This is a genomic window from Acidobacteriota bacterium (genome assembly GCA_035471785.1).
Classification (GTDB): domain Bacteria; phylum Acidobacteriota; class UBA6911; order RPQK01; family DATIPO01; genus JANQFM01.
On sequence record DATIPQ010000101.1, the window covers coordinates 35183 to 51014 of the forward strand.

17 protein-coding genes are annotated in these 15832 nt (G+C 62.4%); 6 read left to right on the plus strand and 11 right to left on the minus strand.

The genetic code is table 11. From position 1 onward, the window contains the following. Positions 1 to 12 precede the first annotated feature (12 nt). The 5 genes from VLU25_14815 to VLU25_14835 all read right to left on the minus strand — a co-directional run bounded on the left by VLU25_14815 (position 13) and on the right by VLU25_14835 (position 4774). Positions 13 to 654, minus strand: a complete 642-nt coding sequence (locus tag VLU25_14815; protein ID HSR69205.1) for a DUF998 domain-containing protein — start codon at positions 652 to 654, stop codon at positions 13 to 15. A 60-nt stretch (positions 655 to 714) separates the two neighbouring features. Continuing rightward, on the minus strand, positions 715 to 1422 hold the full coding sequence (locus VLU25_14820) for an ATP-binding protein (protein HSR69206.1): 708 nt from the start codon (positions 1420 to 1422) through the stop codon (positions 715 to 717). Positions 1423 to 1491: 69 nt separating this feature from the next. Beyond that, positions 1492 to 2955, minus strand: a complete 1464-nt coding sequence (locus tag VLU25_14825; GenBank protein ID HSR69207.1) for a hypothetical protein — start codon at positions 2953 to 2955, stop codon at positions 1492 to 1494. A gap of 34 nt (positions 2956 to 2989) precedes the next feature. Beyond that, positions 2990 to 3343 (minus strand): hypothetical protein, encoded by a 354-nt coding sequence (locus VLU25_14830; protein ID HSR69208.1) that lies wholly within the window; start codon positions 3341 to 3343, stop codon positions 2990 to 2992. 216 nt (positions 3344 to 3559) lie between these two features. Further along, a complete protein-coding gene (locus VLU25_14835; GenBank protein ID HSR69209.1) occupies positions 3560 to 4774 on the minus strand; it encodes a DUF819 family protein in 1215 nt (404 codons plus the stop codon). A 168-nt stretch (positions 4775 to 4942) separates the two neighbouring features. On the opposite strand from VLU25_14835, the gene VLU25_14840 reads away from it, so the two are divergent. After that, the gene (locus tag VLU25_14840) at positions 4943 to 6121 is read left to right on the plus strand and encodes an alpha-hydroxy-acid oxidizing protein (GenBank protein ID HSR69210.1); all 1179 of its coding nucleotides are present in this window, start codon (positions 4943 to 4945) and stop codon (positions 6119 to 6121) included. A gap of 10 nt (positions 6122 to 6131) precedes the next feature. On the opposite strand, the gene VLU25_14845 is transcribed toward VLU25_14840, so the two are convergent. The 4 genes from VLU25_14845 to VLU25_14860 form a co-directional block, all read right to left on the minus strand. Continuing rightward, complete coding sequence (locus VLU25_14845) at positions 6132 to 6803, minus strand: helix-turn-helix transcriptional regulator (GenBank protein ID HSR69211.1); 672 nt, start codon at positions 6801 to 6803, stop codon at positions 6132 to 6134. A gap of 103 nt (positions 6804 to 6906) precedes the next feature. Next, entirely contained in the window at positions 6907 to 7317 is a 411-nt protein-coding gene (locus tag VLU25_14850; protein HSR69212.1) for a hypothetical protein, read from the minus strand. After that, positions 7314 to 8030 carry a hypothetical protein gene (locus VLU25_14855; GenBank protein ID HSR69213.1) on the minus strand — a complete coding sequence of 239 codons (717 nt, stop codon included), beginning with the start codon at positions 8028 to 8030 and terminating at the stop codon, positions 7314 to 7316. The genes VLU25_14850 and VLU25_14855 overlap by 4 nt, the downstream gene beginning before the upstream one ends. Before the next feature lie 107 nt (positions 8031 to 8137). Then, positions 8138 to 8362 (minus strand): hypothetical protein, encoded by a 225-nt coding sequence (locus VLU25_14860; GenBank protein HSR69214.1) that lies wholly within the window; start codon positions 8360 to 8362, stop codon positions 8138 to 8140. A 287-nt stretch (positions 8363 to 8649) separates the two neighbouring features. On the opposite strand from VLU25_14860, the gene VLU25_14865 reads away from it, so the two are divergent. Beyond that, complete coding sequence (locus tag VLU25_14865) at positions 8650 to 9336, plus strand: helix-turn-helix transcriptional regulator (protein ID HSR69215.1); 687 nt, start codon at positions 8650 to 8652, stop codon at positions 9334 to 9336. 94 nt (positions 9337 to 9430) lie between these two features. Then, positions 9431 to 10462, plus strand: a complete 1032-nt coding sequence (locus VLU25_14870) for a tetratricopeptide repeat protein (protein ID HSR69216.1) — start codon at positions 9431 to 9433, stop codon at positions 10460 to 10462. 1 nt (position 10463) lies between these two features. Here the strand turns inward: VLU25_14870 and VLU25_14875 are convergent, their stop codons facing one another. Next, positions 10464 to 10991 (minus strand): DinB family protein, encoded by a 528-nt coding sequence (locus tag VLU25_14875; GenBank protein ID HSR69217.1) that lies wholly within the window; start codon positions 10989 to 10991, stop codon positions 10464 to 10466. A 457-nt stretch (positions 10992 to 11448) separates the two neighbouring features. On the opposite strand from VLU25_14875, the gene VLU25_14880 reads away from it, so the two are divergent. From VLU25_14880 to VLU25_14890, 3 genes are all read left to right on the plus strand, one after another. After that, complete coding sequence (locus VLU25_14880; GenBank protein ID HSR69218.1) at positions 11449 to 12009, plus strand: rhomboid family intramembrane serine protease; 561 nt, start codon at positions 11449 to 11451, stop codon at positions 12007 to 12009. 77 nt (positions 12010 to 12086) lie between these two features. Beyond that, entirely contained in the window at positions 12087 to 13406 is a 1320-nt protein-coding gene (locus VLU25_14885; GenBank protein HSR69219.1) for an amino acid permease, read from the plus strand. Beyond that, on the plus strand, positions 13403 to 14170 hold the full coding sequence (locus tag VLU25_14890) for an arginine deiminase family protein (protein ID HSR69220.1): 768 nt from the start codon (positions 13403 to 13405) through the stop codon (positions 14168 to 14170). The genes VLU25_14885 and VLU25_14890 overlap by 4 nt, the downstream gene beginning before the upstream one ends. A gap of 202 nt (positions 14171 to 14372) precedes the next feature. Here VLU25_14890 and VLU25_14895 read toward each other — a convergent pair whose 3' ends face one another. Next, entirely contained in the window at positions 14373 to 15785 is a 1413-nt protein-coding gene (locus tag VLU25_14895) for an amidase family protein (protein HSR69221.1), read from the minus strand. Between the last annotated feature and the right edge of the window lie 47 nt (positions 15786 to 15832).

The following is a 15832-nucleotide window of genomic DNA, read 5'->3' on the forward strand; positions in this document are numbered from 1 at the left end:
CCCTCTCGATCCTCAGTCATCGCCCAGAATGGCTTCGCCCTTAATCAGCCAGGACACTCCGAAGGCCACCACCAAAATGGCTTCAAGCCAGAAAACGGGGTTGAGAGACTCCAGGGCCGTCTGCGTGCCCTCGGGGAGACGGAAGTAGATGAAAATGAGCGCAATGCAGGCCAGCATCATGTAGCCGGTCACCCTGTAGATCTTGATTCTGAGCAGCTTCTTGGGGCCGGGGGGGTGTTTGGGGTCGGTCTTGGTGAAGAGGATGAGGGCGAAATAGGTCAGCGTCAGAAAGAGAAGGCCCGCAAAGATGAAGTGGAGGCGGTCGACCAGCACATCCGAGCCGGAGAGGGGACCCTCGGGTGCCTCGGGAAAAAGCGCAGTGCCCACGGCGAAAACGCAGGCCAGGTTGCCGGCGATATTGTCTTTGCGCTCATAGCCCTTGTAGGACATGAGGAAGAAGCCGATCACGAACAGCGTGCCCACGAAGACGTCTCCCATGTGGGTGTGGTAGTAGCTGCTGATCGACCGGCGAAGACCGGTTCCGAAAAGCAGGGCGCCCAAAGCCAGCAAAAAGGGCAAGGCGGTTCCCAGGATTCCGATAGCCTTTCGCAAGGTCAGATAAGAAATGACCAGGTCGTTGGGGTCTTCTTTCATGGCGCTGAACTGCAGGGCAGATTGGGCGGAGTATAGCACGCCCCCTGGCGGACGGCCTGCTTACGGAGAACGGCTGCTTTGGTTCCGCGCGGGCCTCTCGGCGGCTTTCACATCGGCGAAGCGGAAGCCTTCCCGGGTGACGATCTCGCCGGGCTGGACGGCGATGGGGTGGCTGAACATAGGGCCCGCGAAGCAGAATGTGTGGAATTCGCCGCGTTCTCCGCAGGGGTCGACCGCGGACGGCAACTCGCTCAGCAGGGCCTGGTCGTAATAGCGTCCGGCCAAGCCGGGATCGAGCTGTCGGGGATCGACGCAGGTGATGACGGCCCGCAACCCCGCGTCCAGCATGCGCCCGGCCAATGCCGGCGTCTCACGGGCCGAGCACCAGATGGGGAAAAACGGGTCGATGCCGCTGCCGGAAAGCATCTTGATGCGATACTCGCGGATGTCCTCCAGGAACAGGTCGCCGAAGGCCATGTGCGTCACCCCCTGGGCCTTGGCCCGCTGATGAGCCTCCCCCATGCGTCTCTCGTATTCCTCATTGCAACAGGGCGAGGGCAACTCCACCTCCCAAAGCGGCAGCCCGGCGGCTTCGGCTTGAGCCTGCACCAGCTCCCGCCGCACGGCGTGCATGCTGACGCGATCGGCCTCCTGATTGAAGGTGGTCAGCAGCCCAACCACCTCGCAATCCTCCCGGCGCCCAAGCACATGCAGCGCCCAAGCGCTGTCCTTCCCCGAACTCCATGCCAACAGGACCCGCTTCGCCATAGCTGGCATTGTACTGAATCCGCATGAGGCTGCCGTCTCAAGAAGGGGACCTGCCAAGTCTAAGATCTACTAGGGCTTCAGCAAGAACTTGTCGAGATCAAAGCTAAGCCCGATGCTGCCGCGGACATCCTCTTCTTTGATCAGCTCGGTCCGGTTCGCATAGGTCAGGGAGAACGGTACTGAGACACCCGTGTCTCCAATTTCGATCGACCATTTGGTCTGGAAAAAGCCGATATCGCCGGGCTCTCCTACTTCAACTCCGTTGATCGTGAGGGGAATCCCAAAGGGCCTCTCACGCAGCGACGTGTAACTCCCAGCAAACGTCAAGGTGTTGCTGTCGTTGATCGGGATGTCGAACTGGGCTGCTGCTCGAATATCCCGCAAGCGGTCGCCGTCCGCAATATCCTCGTTGAAGAAGGAGAGCGAAAAGTTGATCGCAAACTGCGCTGGCGCGATCGCCGTGGCCGACCCAGTATAGATCAACTTGATGGTTGAAAGGCTGGGAGGATCGCCCATGGGCATCGGCATCGTCGTCTGGCCCTGGTTAACAGTTCCCGCCGCCATCATTGCCGACATCTGCTGCATCACTGCCTCCGCCTCGTTCTTGGGAGCGCGATCGAATATGTATTCGAAAGCGAAGACAGGACTCTTCTTGATCTTCTCGATGAGCATCTCTTTCTCAGCCTGATACTCAGTCTGCGTCGTGATCAATGTGGCGATGAGCTGACTGCGGGTTTGATTAGGTTCTCGGACAAAGCTGGCGACATCATTCTTCAGCGCGCGCTCTACCTCCTGCTCGTTGTCAGCCGCCGCAATGCTGGCCAAGAGTTGTTCATATCCAGTTCGATCTGGGGCCAGGTAATCATCCGAGAGATCGGCACTCGCCTGAGCGACCTTAGCGAGGTCTGTCTGCGCAAACTCACGCCATTTATCGTCCCACTTTTGCTTGAACGGGCTGCGATCATTCACAATATCAAAGTGGAGTTTGAATTGTGAGAATTGCTCGCCAGTATCCGTGAGCATCCCCGGCATATCTCCCCGGTCCGTATCGAATGTCACGCCTAGCCCAATTCGCTTGAAGAACTCGAGAGTCCTCTTGCCCGGACTCTTGCCTATCCGCTCCCACAAGCCGGCGGGCTTCAATTGAAAAGTGACGCTTGAACCACTTGCCGTTCGTTCCAAAGCACCATACTCAACAGCCAGACTGAGAACTTCGGGCAAGCTCCCCTTGTTCACAATCGAGGTTGAGCCCGAGGTCGAGGCGGTACTCGTCGTTGATTTATCGATGCGCTTCCGTTCATAGTCCCAGCGGAAGTTCTCCGTCATTTGCTGAGAACTGAGCCCTTGTTTGCCGCTTTCATGGACGATAATTTCCTCGATATCGTCCAGGTTGTCATTCAAGACCCTGACGATTTGAGGTCGTCTCTCTTGAACCGAGTCTATGGCTTCCCAGATCTTTGCCGCCAAGGTAGCCGCGGGATCGTCCTGAGCGTTTGCAGTCCAAAGGCAGAAAACTGACAAAAGGACCGCCACTGCGATTCTACTTAGACGTAACATGATCTCTCCTTCACTGCTGCTTTCGGAACCTGACCCTGCGCTTAGCCGGCGACTCGATTGTGGATTCTCGGAAGTAGCTGCCCATGTCTCCCTCGACTCGCTCCAGGTAGCTAGCGCCGGTTGGGGTCTCGCCATCGTCCTGGATGAAGTCATAGGTCACGACGAACCTGTCGTCAGGAGGGAATCCGTTGGTAAAGTTCACCTCGCGGACCTGAGACCTTTCGGACTCATAGCGGATGTTTTGCCACTGTCGATGCTTTAGGTCAGAGAACGCTGCGAGAAACGGGTGGTTTCGGGCAGTGACAGTAACAGTGACCGTTTCCCCTTCACTGACTTCAAGTGTTCCATCTGGTAGCTCTCTCATTTATTCTCCTTTGCTCCGCACTTAGACCTCTTTTGAACTCAAGTGGCTCGGATTGAACGCTTCGTCCACTTGTGACGGACAAGCGGACGCATTTCACGGGAGATCTAAGAAAATATTCCGAAGGCGGCAATGGCGAGCTGTCGATGCGCCCGGTTGCCGGAGCAAAGCAGTGCCCATAGATAAGGATCGGGCCGCGCATGTTGGTGCCTGCCTGTCTTATCCACCCGCCACCAGGCGCAGCAGGAAGGCGCACAGGAGGGCGGCGTAGTTGCCGATCAAATAGCCGAAGACTCCCATCAGGAGTCCTACCGGGGCCATGGCGCGGTAGTAGGCGGCAGCCACCACGGGGGCGCTGGCGGCGCCTCCCACGTTGGCCTGGCTGCCCACGGCCAAGAGGAAGAGCGGCGCCTTCATGAGGCGGGCGGCGAGCACCAGGATGACCACGTGGACCAGGATCCAGACCGCGCCCGTCAGGGCCAGCATGGGGGCCTGCACGATGCCCATCAGATCGGCCTTGGCGCCGATGGAGGTGAGGAAGAGGTAGAGCCCCACGTAGCCCAGCGAGGAGCCTCCCGCTTCGTCAATCTTGCGCAGGCGGGTGAAGGAGAGTCCCAGGCCCAGGGTGGAAATGAAAATGACCGTCCAGGTGAAGTCGGAGAAGATGGAAGCCACCGCCGGGACGGTGCCGCGCAGCCAGGGATCGCTGAGCTGGAAGAACCAGATGCCCAGTTGGCGGCAGAGGACGGCCCCGGCGAATCCCAGGGCCAGGATGATGCAGCCGTCCTCCAGCGAGGTGGGGCGGGAGCGGCTTTCCTGGAAACTCGCCAGCCGCTTGTTGAGATCGTTGAGGACGGTGTTGTCGGCCCCGTTCCAGCGGTCGATGCGGTTCTGGTATCCGGCCAGGAACATGAGCACGCCCATCCAGGTGTACCCCACGGCGGTGTCGACCACGATGATGGGGCCGATAATGCTGTCGGGCGCCCCCACCGCTTCTTTCATGGCGGCGAAGTTGCCGCCGCCTCCGATCCAGCTTCCCGAGAGGGCCGCCAGCCCCTTCCAGGCGTCCTCGGGCAGCCAGCTTCCGAAGACGGCCAAGGCCAAGGGTCCGCCGATCACGATGCCCAGCGTTCCCGCCAGCATCATGCCCAGCGCCTTGGGTCCGATGCGCAGGATGGTGGGCACGTCGGTGGTGACCATGAGCAGGAAGAGCGCAAACGGCAGCAGGTAGTCGCGCATCCAGTCGTAGGTGGGCGATGAGGTGGGAATCAGTCCCAAAGTGCTGGCGAAAGTGGGCAGGTAGTAGATGAAGAGGATGGCGGGGATGACGCTGAAGAATTTCTTGGCCCAGGACCGGTTGGAAATCCAGAAGACAAAGGCGCACACGCCGGTGCAGAACACGAGCACCGCCATCGGGTCGCTGATGAGAGTCATGGCCTACAGTATAGCGAGCAGCCTCATACCGCCGAGAGGAATTGGGCCTTCACAGCGGTCACTGAAACTTGACACGTGTGTGAACTTGTTGGCCACCTAGTGGCCCTAGCGAAGTTGGAAGAGGAGCGGATTGGCCTAGAGGAATCGCCTTCCGGTAGACTCTCAGACATGAGCGAGCATTATTCCAGGCATCAGGACGCCATCTATCTGGCGGGGCTGCAAGGGCGCCGTCCGGAATTGGAGCTGAGCTACCAGGGACTCAAGGAGCAAGCCCGCCGCAAGCTGCGTCCCAGCGCCTACGATTACGTGGCCGGAGGCGCGGGGACGGAAGACACCATGCAGGCCAACGAAGAGGCCTTCCGCCGCTGGCGCATCGTCCCCCGCATGTTGCGCGACGTCGCCGAGCGCGACCTCTCGGTGAGCCTCTTCGAGCAAACTCATCCCGCCCCCTTGCTGCTGGCCCCCATCGGAGTCCAGGGCCTGCTCCACGAAGAGGCCGAATCGGCCACGGCTCGTGCCGCCGCATCGTTGGGACTGACCTACATCCACTCCACGGCGGCCTCCACCGCCATGGAGGAGATTGCTTCCCAGGCACCCCATGGACCCCGCTGGTTTCAGCTTTACTGGCCGCGCGACCCGCAACTCACCGGGAGCTTCCTGGAGCGCGCCGAGAAGTCCGGCTTCACAGCCATCATGGTCACTCTCGATACGCGTTACCTGGGCTACCGTCCGCGCGATCTGGCTCGCGGCTTCAACCCCTTCTTGCGGGGCGAAGGGTTGGCCAACTACTTCAGCGATCCCGTCTTTCGGGCCGCTCTGCCGGCAGCGCCGGAGGAAGACGCGGAACCGGCCATCCGCCACTTCCTGGAGAACTTCTCCGATCCCTCCATGACCTGGGACGACTTCAAAGGCCTGCGCCAGATGACTTCCCTGCCCCTTCTGGTCAAGGGCATCCTGCATCCCGAGGACGCCCAAATCGCGCTGGATGTGGGAGCCGACGGCATCGTCGTCTCAAACCACGGCGGACGCCAGGTGGACGGAGCCATCGGCGCTCTGGAGACTTTGCCCGCCATCCGCCGCAAGGTTCCGGACGAGATCCCCCTTCTCTTCGACAGCGGACTGCGCAGCGGTTGCGACCTGCTCAAGGCGCTGGCCCTGGGAGCTGACGCCGCCCTGCTGGGACGGCCCTACGCCTGGGGACTGGCGGCCGACGGCGAGGAGGGAGTGCGGGAAGTGCTGCTGCGCTTGCTGGCCGATTTCGATCTGGCCCTGGCTCTGAGCGGATTCTCCTCGCCGGCCCAGTTGCAGGCGTCGGACCTGAAGCGGGAAGGCGCAGCGGCCGACTGAGCCCCCTCGTTCAGGCCTGATCGTACTTTTGCCAGCGGATGAAGAGCACGTCCAGATCGGTCTCGATGATCTGGGAGGGGCGTTTGGGCTCTCTCAAGGCCAGAGTCAGATTGGATCCGCTCTTGGGCCGCAACAATTTCCAGCCGGGACGCTCGCCCCGGGCCTGCAGCAAGGCGCTGCATTCCTTGAAAGGCGTGTTGACTTGGGCCACCGCCAGGGCCTTGTCGGGAGTCAGCAGCATCAGCACCGAACCCGAAGCGCCGCAACGCGCCATCAATTCGCGCAGCCGCCTCTGGTCTTCGTCGTCCCGCTCCAAAAGACGCAGTTGCTGTTCAAGCTCTTCCTTCTTGCCCTGCTGGATGAGCAGTTGAATCCTGGCGTAGAGGTCGTAGTCGTCGCCCTCAATGTCGGGATGGTCGCACAGATCATCGGGGCGGGCACCCATGGCGCGGTAGAAGTCGGAAACCGGACGTCCCAGGGCGCGGGCGATGGTCAGCAGCTTGGGAGCCGAGGGAAGCGAGAGTCCCTGCTCGAGGTGGGTAACGTATCCGGGACTGATGCGGAATTCCTTAGGCAACCCTTTGGACGACTCGGCGATGGCGGTGGTTGAAAGCCCGACCTCCCGGCGCACTTCACGCAAAAACCGGGCTAATCCTTCCTTCCAATCGTTACCCTTGCTCACTGGACCTGTGATCATAACCCAAGCTCTTCCTTGAGCCCAAACTCAGAATGCACGTTCTAACCCGGAGCGGACGACAAGCCCCGCCGCTTAACTTGAAAAGGCTTCAGATCGAGTCCAGATCGAGTCGCCGCCGGAGGTGAACCTCCAGATTGAGGAGAGGGTGAAGGTCCAGTCCCGAGGGCCAAAGATAAGACTTGAGTCGGAGCAGCAGGTCGGTAGGAAAAAAGATGATTCCCAAGGCGATCAGCCAAACCTGGCGGCGCAGGCTGTTATGACTCAGCTTCCAGAGGTCGTGCAGGATCAGACTGCGGTACTGGTCGATTTGAGAACGGCAGAGTCGGCGGCCGCGCTTGCGGAAGTCGGCCGATGTGATTTCCCTGAGTATGGGCGCTGCATGAGAATTGCGTGACCAGCGACGACGTTCCTGAGTCGAGATGCGGGGCTGCATGAGTCCGAAGAGCAGAAGTCCCAGCGGCAGCAGGGTGGCCATCAACTGCAAGAGAAACTCGTTCATTTGGCCACCACGCTTCCCGGCGGATTGACCAGGCTCAGTTCCAGCTCTTCCTCCTCCTCGGCGAGATCCAAACGGGCAGGAAGCTCAACTCGCTGAAGGGCGGCAATATACCAGGGCCATCCGGCCAAGGAGATGGGCTGTGCCAGAGCCACCAGCCAGGGCCAGGGCGTCAAGTCGAGCAGGCCGTAAACATAGAGAAAGGTTTGAAAGGCCAGCATCAGCGAGAGGCCGAAAAGTATGCGGCTGTATGACCGCCCCAGACTGACGCGGCGGGAACGCAGGCGCATCAACTGAACCATGACGGCCAAGGCGCAGTTGAAGAGCATGAAGACGGTGATCAGGCCGTAGTAATAGTCATAGCCCGCCATGGGTCCTCTGGCCAGAACGGCGGCGGCGAGGGTGAATACCAGAAGGGCGATCCAGTGGCTCCAGTCGGCGCGCCGCTTGAGGACGAAATAGATCTCGATCAGTACGGCCGTGACGGTCGCCAGCGTCAAAACCTGCACCACGCGGTTAAAGGAATAGAGCCACGGCACCTGGGCCCAATACAGCCCCCAGACGGCCGCGGCGGAGCCGATCTGCCATATCGCATAACCGAAAAAGGCGGGGAATTGCGCGATCCTGCGAGGTTGAAAAAGAAAGCGCCCGACGATCCAAGCGCCGGCTGCGAAGAAAAGAACCGTCCACAGATAGTCTGGCCAATGGATATCCACGATGCCCGTAAGTTGACATACCTCTCCTAGGGCTGTCAAGGAAAATCACAGCCGGCAGTCAACTAGAGGCTATCTCGGGAACGTTGTTCCCCGCCGTCCCGGGAGGGCTATTCCCCTCCGCTACCGCCACTGGAAGAGTTGTTGTCTTTATTCTCCTCGGCGCACTGAGGATAGGGCATGCAGCGCTCGAAGGGCGGGATGCCTCCATTGAAAGTGATCATCATCGAGGTGTCGGCCTCGAACTCAGACGCCTGGGAGGAATCGGGACCGTCCACCATGGTGATTCCCAGCGAAACCAGGGTGACCATAACGACGAAAAAGTACCTCAACATAGATTGTCTCCTTGTGCTTTAGCTCCATCTCGTTCCGTCAGCCTACAAAGGCTGTTGACGCCTTTCATCATGCCAGGAATTGGCGAACAAGACCAGAGGAAATCCGCAACCTCGTCACAATGGCCGAATCTTCGTTATTTTTCTAAGATACTCTTGCCAATTCTTAGAATCCTGTGATAGAAGTGTCAGTATTCTTCAAACTTATTTGGTTTGAATCTCAGAAGGTCCACCGATGCGCATCCGCTTGGGTGGAACGGAAGCGTATGTGCATGAAAGGGGAAGCAGCAGTGAGAGCACATCAAGACACCGGAACCAGTGGTTTGCCTTCCGGGGTAAAAGGGACATTCCTGGATGAACAAGAGAACGGCAAGCGGCTAGTCAACAGCTACGTCGCCAAGCGGATCAAGGAGTTGCGCATCTCCCGCGGTTTGTCTTCGCACGAGGTGGCGCGGCGGGCGGGCATCGCCTTGGGCTCCTACAACTGCCTGGAGAACGACCGTTACAACATCAACCTGGATAACCTGTTCCGCATTCTTCAGGTCCACGATGCCAAGCCTCAGGAAGTCTGGCCCCGCACCCAAGAAAAGGCCCCGGCGGGGGGAGTCGATACCGACTACGTCCGCAAGGTGGTGACCACCTCACGTCGCCGCGACCTGCGGCGCCAGGTTTCGCTGGACGACATTCTCAGTGCCGTCCTGCAGGTCTTCGACAAGGTCAAGGAAGATGACCTGTGCAATCCCGAAAAGCGTTTCGGTCGCATCTCCTTGGCCCGGGCCGCTGCCGGCATCTTGGTCAAGCGCAGTCACTGCGTCACTCTCTCGGCCCTGTGCCGGCGCTTGGGCATCACCATCGGGTCAGGCAGCCGGCTCATCGCCCGCCACGAAAAGAAGCTCGAGCAGACCGGTCACTTGAGGCGTCCTCTGGAGAGGATGGTCGAGATCCTGCGCCGCGACTACCCCGATTTCAGCATCTGAGACAGCGGCTCGTGCGGGAGAGGGCAATTCTGCTAGGCTGAGGGGCATGTTTAAGCCTGCGGCGTCAGCCTGTCTCCTTTTGATGGGCGCCTTGGTGAGCGGCAGCTGCCTGAATCAAGGCAGCTCCCAGACCGCTTCCGGGACCCCAGGCGACGCTCAGGCCCTCTACCGCCAAGGACGGGCGGAGTGGAACAAGCGCACCCCCGACGGTCTGCGGCAATCTTTGCGTCTGTTCGAAGCGGCCATCGAGGCCGACCCCTCCCTGGCGCGCGCCCACGCCGGTCTGGCCGATGCCGCGGCACTGCTGGCCCTTTACGGAGTCGAGCCTCCCGGGCAAATGCTGCCCAGGGCCTTGCAGGCGGCACGCACGGCGCTGGTCTTTGATCGCGATCTGCCGTCCGCCCACGCTTCTTTGGGCCTGGCTCTCTATCTCTATGAGCGCGACTTTCAGGCTGCTGGAGAGAGCTTTCAGCAATCCATTCTGCTCGATCCCACGTCGGTGGAGGCACGCCAATGGTACGCCATGATGCTGATCGCGCAAGGCCACTATCTGGAAGCCGTGGAACAGTTCAACGATGCCTTGGGATTCCAGCCCGACTCCTTCCTGGCCCATGTCAAGCTGGGCTCGGTCCTGGCCGCACTGGACGACCAGACCCGCTCCCGGCGCCACCTGGAAGTGGCCCGGCGCATCAACCCCGATTCTTCTTTGCTGCTTCGCGAGAGCGCCTTGGCGCTGCTGCGCCAGGACCGTTTCGAAGAAGCCCTCAGGCCCTTGCGCAAGGCCGTCCATCTGTCCCCTGACGATCCCGCAAACTGGGCCGTCCTGGGTCATGTGCTGGCCCGCCACGGCCAAGTCGACGACGCCCGCGAGGTGGTCAGGCGTCTGCGCCGCATGGCAGACGAGAGTTACGTTCCTCCCTCCGACATTGCCCAGGTGCTGGCCGGACTGGGAGACTTGCAGGAGGCCTTCGCCCGACTCGATGAAGCCCTGGACCGCAACGATCCGGCCATCGTCTACATCAAGTTCAAGCCCACCTACGAACCCCTGCGCGGCGATCCTCGCTATGAGCCCCTCTTGAGGCGCATCGGACTGCCGCTGCCGGCGGGGGCCGGAGAAGCCAGATAGATCAGGCGTGAGCCGCCGCGAAGTTGTGCAGGGCTTCCTGATGGTGCAGTTCGTGCCCCGCCATCACGTAGGCCAGGGCCCTTACCGTGAAGGAATATCCCGAAGCCGTTCCCGTCCGCGTCCAGGCTTCCTCGGGAAAACCGCGCAGCAAGGCCAGGTGGGAACGGCGGGCGGCCAGAAACTCCTCGATCAGGTCCGACCAGCCGCGCTCCATGGCGTTGGAGTTTTCCACCCACTCGTCCTGCTCGAATGAAGGCAACGAAGCCGGATCTTTGCGGGCGAAGCTGAGGGCCCGAAAGGCGAACATGCGCTCCGAATCGATGAGGTGACACATGATCTGCTTGGGGCACCATTTCCCTTCCCCCAGCGGCCTTTCGGCGTCCTCTTCGCTGAGCCCTCCCAGCAATTGCACGGTCTGGGCGGCCTGATCTTCGAGGATCTGCAGAAGGTCCCCGTCAGGAACCCGGGAGATATAGTTGTGATAGTACTTGAAGTACTCCGATTGGTCGGGTCGCTGCAATGCGCTCATCCGGTCTCCTTTCTCCCTCCGTTGAGGAGGATCGCCCCGACATTGTAAGGCCCGGGAGTTCAATCAGGCAGATCCAATGCCCGCCGGGAGGGCGATCCACTCCGAAAAAGCAAAGGCCTGCGGCCGGGCGCGCCATCTGACTAGTGCAGTCGGTCAAGAGTCTTGAGCCATGCTGCATCCTAACTTTAATCGGGCCAACCGCGGTACCCAGGGTTGCGCCCTTGCGTCGCTGCGCTTGCAGCGGGCTCCACCCTGGGCTAGCGAATCGCACCCCTTCGGGGTTCTTTTGAACTTCGCATATCGCACCTCGAACTTGGCAAGACCCTGGGCTGGCGAATCTGTCCCTGTCAGGGACAAGAACGTCTCAAGCGCGATGAACGTCTCGCTAGGGACGGGTCGCAGCCTGGTCCAGGCGGCTTCTTGACAAGGGTCGACGGCAACCCGCATCTTTTCGGCCATGGCATCACGGCAGATCGAGGACGCATTGGGGCTGGTGCTGCGGCTGCTGGCAGTGATTTGGGTCGTTGAACTGGTCAATTGGCTGCTCCTCGACCATCGTTTGGCCTCCCTGGGGATCATTCCCCGCCAAGCGCGCGGACTCATCGGCGTGGTGGCTGCGCCCCTGCTGCACGCCAGTCCCGAGCACGCCCTGGCCAACAGCCTGCCGCTCTTGCTGCTGGGAGGGCTGGTGGCCCTCAACGGACGCAAGGTCTTTCTGACCGCCACGGTGACGATCGTCCTGCTGGGCGGAGCGGGCGTGTGGCTGCTGGCCCGCGATGCGGTTCATATCGGCGCCAGCGGACTTATCTTCGGCTACTTCGGCTTCCTGCTGGCCCGCGGATGGCTCGACCGCAGCCTTTTCTCGCTGCTCCTGGCGCTGGCCGCCATCGTCCTCTACGGAGGGATGATCTGGGGCCTCACCCCCATTGCGGCGGGTCCCGAGGTCTCCTGGGAAGCCCACCTCGGCGGCTTCCTGGCGGGCATCGTTGCCTCGGCTTGGGCGAGGCGTGGCCCTTAAGCGAACGCCGTCGGCCACCGCTCCGCGCGGGTTGAGGTAGCATAGGCCGTCCCCCAAGCGTCCGAGCAGGGAATGCCATGACGGAACGATCTCCATCAAACCCGCCTGCGGCCAGAACGAAACTCGGGCTGTGGACGGCCACGGCCCTGGTGGTGGGCAACATGGTGGGTTCGGGGATCTTCCTGCTGCCGGCTTCGCTGGCCCCCTATCGGGGCGCCGCCTTGCTGGGATGGCTGGTGACCGCTGTCGGAGCCTTGGTGGTGGCAACGGTCTTCGCCCGGCTGGCCCGCCGCATTCCCCAGGCAGGCGGACCTTATGCCTACGCACGCGAGGGCTTCGGCGACTTCGCCGGATTCCTCATGGCCTGGGGCTACTGGATCTCCATCCTGGCCACCAACGCCGCCATTTCGGTGGCGATGGTCAGCTATCTGACCGTCTTCTGGCCGGTGCTGAGCCGCCACCGGACGGTGGCGGCGGGCGTGGCCCTGGGCGTGGTGTGGCTGCTGACCTGGATCAATGCCAGCGGCATCCGGCGGGGAGGGATGACTCAGCTCGCCACCACCCTGCTCAAACTGGTGCCGCTGATCGCCGTCGGCACCGTGGGCTGGGCCTTCGTCGATTTGGAGAACATCGTGGCGGCGCCCGCCGACGGACAGCCCCTGGGATCGGCCTTGCTGGCCTCGGTGACGCTGACCTTGTGGGCTTTTCTGGGGCTGGAGTCGGCGACTATCCCGGCCGAGAACGTCGCGGATCCACGCCGAACCATCCCGCGCGCGACGCTGCTGGGAACCGGCCTGACCGCAGTCATCTACATCGTCAGCAGCAGCGCCGTTTCGGGCATGCTGCCCGCAGAGACCCTGGAACTTTCCACCGCCCCCTTCGCCGACGCCGCCCGCGTCATTTGGGGAAGCTGGGGGGCCTATCTGGTGGGAATCGGGGCCGCGGTGTCCTGCTTCGGCGCCCTCAACGGCTGGATTCTGGTGCAGGGACAACTGCCCATGGCCATGGCCCGGGACGGACTCTTCCCCGCGCTTTTCGGACGCACCGCCCCCGACGGCACCCCGTCCACAGCCATCGTCATATCGAGCGTGCTGTCCAGCTTCATCCTGGTGCTCAACTACACCCGCAGCCTGGTGGAACTCTTCACCTTCGCCATCTTGCTGGCCACCATCACCGCCGTCATTCCCTATGCCTTCGCCTCCATGAGCGAGTTGAAGTGGGTGCTGCGCCAGAAGCCCTCCAGGATGGGCCGTCCGGCAGCCGCGGCGCTGGCCTCGGTGGCCTTCCTCTACTCGCTGTGGGTCATCGCCGGAGCCGGCGCCGAAGCCGTCTATTGGGGATTTCTCCTGCTCCTGGCGGGACTCCCCGTCTACGTCGTGATGAGGAGCCGTTCATGAATTTGTCACTGCGCACAGCACTGGTGCGGCCTCCCGGCCCGGAGTTCGCCTCGGGGCTGACCACTCAACCGCCGGCTGCACACGACCTGCGAGAGGCGCTGCGCCAGCATCAGGCCTACGTGGATGCCCTGCGGGAAGCGGGCCTGCACGTCGAAGTGATGGAGCCCTTGCAGGGCCATCCCGATGCCTGGTTCGTCGAGGACGTGGCCGTCCTGGTGCCGCAAGGCGTGGTCTTGACGCGTCCCGGCGCACCGTCCCGCCGGGGGGAAGTCGAATCGGTGCAAGCGGCCTTAAAAGGCCTCCCCCTGATCGGACGCATCGAGGCCCCCGCCACGCTGGACGGCGGAGACGTCCTGGTGGCCGAAAAGCGCGTCTTCATCGGACTCTCCGCGCGCACCAATGGGCAGGGCGTCCGCCAACTTTCCGACCTGCTGGAACCCATGGGCTACCAGTGCTGCCAGATCGAGGTGGGGCCCGGACTGCATCTGAAGTCCGACCTCAACTGGATTGGGCCGGAGACCATGCTGACGACTTCCCGTTTCGCCGACCATCCTTCCCTTCAGGATTTCCGCCTGATGGTGGTCGACGACGACGAGTCCTACGCCGCCAACGCCCTGCCCGTCAACGACCGCCTGCTGCTGGCCCGAGGATTCCCCAAGACACGCCGGCAACTGAAATCTCAGGGCTTCAACGTCACTGAAGTCGAGACCGGCGAAGCCCGCAAGATGGACGGCGGCCTGACCTGCCTTTCCCTGCGCTGGTGAGCGGGCGACCGAGATGCTCCTTGACTGGTGGGAGGCCTCCTTGCGGCCCTTCTTTACGCCAGGGCTATGGGAGGGCTTGGCGGGTACCAGCGACCGGGATGATGCTTGAGTGGTGGGAGGCATCATCCCGGTTGCCGGTACCTTCGAGCCATCGCCAAGCCCTCCATAGCCTTGGCGCAAGGAGGGCCCCAGGGGTGCCTGGCTAACCCGGCAGCCGCGGCAGGCCGGGAGAGGAGAGGTCGTGGAGGTGGCGGGCGGTGCAGAGGACTTGCTCTTCGCCCAGCGGACGCCCCACTACCTGCAGGCCCGCCGGGAAACCGTTGGCGTCCGGTCCCACCGGGACCGAGGCCACGGGCAGGCTGGTCAGGCTGAGCAGGAAGGTGGAGGCCAGCCAGTCGATGTAGGTCTTCATCTTCTGGCCGCCGATGGTCTCGGGGTAGTTCTGCTCCACAGGAAAGGGCGGGACGGCCAGGGTGGGCGTGAGCAGGTGGTGGTAGTCCTGCAAGAAATCGCCCATGAGGCGCCACAGATGTCCCCGGGCCTGCTCGGCGGCGGCCAGTTCCTCGGTCGTGACCTCGAGTCCGGCTTCGATGTTGCCGCGCAGGTTGTCGCCGAACTGTCCCAGAAAGCCTAAGCGCCGCAGGTGATGACAGACCATCCAGTGCCCTCTTAAAGCGATGAAGGCCTGGCGGGCGAAGGAGAGGTCGAGTTCGACCTCTTCCACCACGGCTCCCGCCTGGCGCAGTTCCAGGGCGGCCTGGCGGCAGGCCTGCTCGACCTCCTCATCGACGCCGTAGCCGGAGATGTCGGCGCAGTAGGCGACTTTCAGGTCTTCGGGGAGTTCGCTCAGGCATCCCCCCAGGAAGTCGCGTCCCTGGACGGGCTGGTAGATGGGGCACTCAGGGGACGGTCCGGCGGCGGCTTGCAGGAAGAGGGCGATGTCGGGGAAGGTGCGTCCCAGTCCGCCGCTGACCTGCAGGTTGTCCCACAAGTACTCGGAGGGGACGGTGGGCACCAGTCCCGGCGAAGGACGCAGGCCAGCCACTCCGCAAAAGGCCGCCGGGATGCGCAGCGACCCGCCCAGGTCGGTGCCTTCGGCCAGCGAAATGATGCCGGTGGCCAGCGCCGCCGCTCCGCCCCCGGTGGATCCGCCGGCGCTGCGCTGCAGGTTCCAGGGATTGCGGGTGCGTCCGAAGACGGGGTTGAAGGTGTTGCCGCCGGCGGCGAACTCGGGGGTGTTGGTCTTGCCCAGGATGACGGCCCCGGCGGCCCGCAGGCGGCGCACCACCAGCGCGTCCTCGTCGGGGACGTTGTCGGCGTAGACCGTGCACCCGAAGGTGGTGCGCAGGCCTTTCACCGGCGTCACGTCCTTGATGCCCGCCACCAGTCCATGCAGAAGCCCCAGTTCCTCTCCCCGCGCCTGCCGCTCATCCAGGGCCCTGGCCTCGTCCTCGGCCTTTTCCGAAACCGTCACAACCGCGTTGATGTGCGGGTTGACTTCGTCTAACCGTCTCCGACAAGCCTCCAGAAGCTCGCGCGCCGACAACTCGCCTCGGGCGATCATCTCCCGCTGCCGGTAGGCCGGCGAGCGAGCGATATCTTTGCTCTCATCCATGCCTGACTCCTGCCCGCCCTCCATAGCTTTAGCCAAGGAGGTCAGCT